Consider the following 3,566-nt stretch of genomic DNA (forward strand, 5'->3'; position numbering starts at 1 on the left):
AAAGTTGTGAATCTTGCGGATTCTAACTTTGAAGCAGAGGCGGAGTAGGAAATGAAAAGTTTAAGCCAAGAACCCCAAGCAGAGTTTATAGAGTCTCTACCCAAGCTATTAGAAAACAAAAGGATTATTTTAGGCGTAAGTGGTAGTGTCGCGATTTATAAGTCTTTGGAAGTAATAAGAATCTTGCAAAAATTAGGTGCGAATGTGCGCGTCGTGATGAGTGAAAGTGCGCAAGAATTTATTAATCCTTTGCTTTTTGAGGCGATTTCACATTATCAAGTTTTGACACAAAAGATGCAAAGTTGGGGGCAGAATCCTTGCAATCATATTGAGCTTGCAACTTGGGGTGATATGTTTTTAATCGCACCAAGCAGTGCAAATACCTTGAATAAAATTACAAATGGAATCGCAGATAATGTGTTATTAGAAAGTTTTTTGGCTTTTGACAAAATGAAGCTCCTCGCGCCTGCGGCAAATACCAAAATGCTAGAAAACCCTGCTACTTTAGAATCACTAAAGATTCTACAAGCACGTGAAGTGCAGATTGTTTTGCCACAATGCAAGGAGCTTGCGTGCGGAATCGTAGGCAATGGAGCGTTGGCAAGTCCTTTAGAAATCGTGTTTCATCTCTTGCGCAGTTTATTGAAGGATTCGTTTTGGCAAGGGCGCAATGTGTGTGTAAGCGGAGGAGGAAGCAAGGAAGCAATAGATGATGTGCGCTACCTATCAAACTTTTCTAGTGGCAAAATGGGAGCGTCTTTGGCATTAGCCGCTTATTTTTTGGGTGCAAATGTTTGCTTTGTCAGTTCAAAAATGCCCTATCCTCTGCCTTTGGGTATAAAGATTCAAAAAGCAGAATCTAGTGAGGATTTTTTCAATGCGATTCTTTCTTGGCAAAATGATAGTTTTTCTACGCAATATCCTTTTTTGTTTATGAGTGCGGCAATCAGTGATTATCTCCCACAAAAAGCACAAGGAAAGCTCAAAAAGCAAGAAATAGGCGAGATATGGAATCTAAAATTACAAGAAAATAAAGATATTTTAGCTACATTGCCTAAGATGCAAAAAACGATTGGTTTTAAGTTGGAATCGCAAATTGAGAAGGAAGTAAGTTTGCAAAATGCACGCAATGCGTTAAGAAAAAAGCAAATAGATGCGATTTGTTTAAACAATATTACCTCATCTAACAATCCGCTAGATTCCCAAAAAAATCAAGTGTTTTGGATACAAGATTCGTTATTGGTAGATTTGGGATTCTGCGATAAGCTAAGTTTGGCTTTTAAGATTTTGCAACAGGCGAAAAATTTATGATAAAACAACTAAGCCAACTTGCGCAAGTTCAAAATACATTGCAAAATTCTGCAAACAAGCCCACGCAGTTTAATGCCTCATTGCCAATGAGGTTAGAAGTAATGGAAAAAATGCAAGGAATCCGCTATATGCTGAAAGTCGGCAATATTGCAATGGAGACAAAAAGCCTAAAAGAGTTAGAGATTGGAGGGAGATATTGGGCGCAAATGGCACGTGGAAGCACAGGAGGGATTACGCTTTCTAACCTCATCAAGCAACCTGATTTGCTTAAAGAACAAAATGTCCCGCTAAGGCTTAGTAGCGAGACAATGCGGGAGTTTTTACAAGGTGAGAATCCCTTTGATGTGATGAAAGGATTTTTAAGTGAGCGTTTGGCAAATGCAGAATCTAGGTGGGAATTTGCATTTTTGAGCCATATGTTAATGTCGTTGAAACAAAAAGTTCTCACACTTCCTTTGCATTACGATGATGAAAGTAAAGAGGGCTTAATGCAAATGCGTAAAAAGAAAGTGGGCTCGCAGGAATGTCTAGAGTTTTATTCTGTGTTTGCGAATCTCGGAGCAACTTGGGGGTTGCTTTGGGATTTCAAAGAGGGTGTGCGGTTGGATATTAGCGTGATGTATGAGGGTGTAGCGCGTTTGTTGCGTGAGAATCTAGGTGAGTTAGAATTTATTTATGAAACAAACATCAATGTAGATGGAGGAATCGTGCCTTTGTATGACTTTAGCGATTCTTTACTAGATTTAGAGGGCTAAATGCACTTAGCACTGATTATGGACGGCAATGGTAGATGGGCAAAACAGCACCTAAAACCTCGTATTTTTGGACACAAGGAGGGTGCAAAAAAGATTCGTGAAATCACAGAATTTTGTGCTAAAAGTGGAATCAAATATTTGAGCCTTTATGCCTTTTCTACGGAAAATTGGAAGCGTCCCAAAGCGGAAGTAGAATATCTTATGAAACTTTTGGGGGAATATTTGGTAAAGGAGCGACAAACTTATTTGGAATCCAATATCGTCTTTAAAAGTATTGGAGATATTAGTAAGTTGAGTTTAGAGCTACAACAAGAAATCAAGTCTTTAGAGACGCAAACACAAGCAGAGTGTAATGGGCTAACACAGATTTTGGCATTAAATTATGGTGCAAAAGATGAGTTAAGGCGTACCTTTATGATTTTACGCCAAAAGCAAGAATGTGAGATTAATGAAGAGAGCATTGCGCAAGCCCTAGATACAAGCGGGATTCCTGATGTAGATATGCTTGTGCGCACAGGAGGAGAAATGCGCCTCTCTAATTTTCTTTTATGGCAGAGCGCGTATGCGGAATTGTTTTTTACACAGACTTTGTGGCCTAGCTTTAGCGCGCAAGAGCTAGAATCTATGATTGCAGAGTTTTATCAAAGAAACCGCCGCTTTGGCGGACTATAACTTATCTTGTTTTGTTTGTAGAGCTTTGCAATCCTTTAAATGTTTCTTTTGTTCTTGTTGTAGCATTTGTGGCAATTTATAATCTTGTATAAATTAAACCTACCACTGCATTCTTGCAAGCGAAGTGAAGCAATCCATAACCTTGCGAAAAGTGAATTGTCAATGGCAAGATAAAAATTGTGGATTTGTGCTAAAGCGGGCGTGCGTTGCGTGAGTCCCCACCTAGCTCACGCAACTGCTTCATAAGTCGTGCGCTAAGAAAATTTTGCAAATTCTCTCACAAGGACGCACATTAACTTGTCTTGCAGGCATAGCCTATAGCATACGACTTGTAAGCAAGCCCGCTTCGTAGAGGAAGATAGAACCCTCATAAGAAATATTTTTCAATATGTCCTTTTTGGCGTAGCTTAGATACAAAATCTCCTTTGCCCTTGTAACTGCGACATAAAACAGCCTACGCTCTTCCTCCAAGCTCCCGCCTTGATTCATCAGCTTTTTATTTGGAAATCTCCCCTCCATTAAATCCACTATATAGACTTCGGCAAATTCTAAACCCTTGCTTGCGTGAATACTTAGCAGGTTGATTCCCTCTCCTTCGCTCATTTCACTAGAGCCCAAAACCATTGCATTAAGGAATCGTCCAAGCTCATTGTAATGACTTGCTAAATCTTTTAATAGCGAGATTTTACGACTAATACGTTCTAGCGATTCTATGCGTCTCTCTTCACTAATGCCTCCCTCTTTTGTGATAGAACGTTCTTTTGCAAGTTTTTGTGCGACAATCTGAAAAATCGGCAAGGAGCTGATTTTTGAAATCAATTCATAGGG

General features: G+C 39.5%; 4 protein-coding genes. 3 read left to right on the forward strand and 1 reads right to left on the reverse strand.

What is annotated here, in order from left to right; genetic code table 11:
* Positions 1-51 precede the first annotated feature (51 nt).
* From coaBC to Q1553_RS06425, 3 genes are read left to right on the forward strand one after another with little or no spacing between them, the layout of a single operon-like run.
* Positions 52-1,311: a bifunctional phosphopantothenoylcysteine decarboxylase/phosphopantothenate--cysteine ligase CoaBC gene (gene coaBC / locus Q1553_RS06415; RefSeq protein ID WP_297571561.1), complete on the forward strand. Its 1,260-nt coding sequence runs from the start codon at positions 52-54 to the stop codon at positions 1,309-1,311.
* A complete protein-coding gene (locus Q1553_RS06420) occupies positions 1,308-2,066 on the forward strand; it encodes a hypothetical protein (RefSeq protein WP_115551019.1) in 759 nt (252 codons plus the stop codon). The genes coaBC and Q1553_RS06420 overlap by 4 nt, the downstream gene beginning before the upstream one ends.
* Positions 2,067-2,738: a di-trans,poly-cis-decaprenylcistransferase gene (locus tag Q1553_RS06425; protein WP_115551018.1), complete on the forward strand. Its 672-nt coding sequence runs from the start codon at positions 2,067-2,069 to the stop codon at positions 2,736-2,738.
* Between the two features lie 315 nt (positions 2,739-3,053).
* Here Q1553_RS06425 and Q1553_RS06430 read toward each other — a convergent pair.
* Positions 3,054-3,566 (reverse strand): 3'-5' exonuclease (locus tag Q1553_RS06430; protein ID WP_300842829.1); only part of this gene is annotated, 513 nt, incomplete at its 5' end.

Origin of the sequence: Helicobacter sp. UBA3407 (assembly GCF_949747025.1) — a bacterium.
Taxonomy (GTDB): domain Bacteria; phylum Campylobacterota; class Campylobacteria; order Campylobacterales; family Helicobacteraceae; genus Helicobacter_D; species Helicobacter_D ganmani.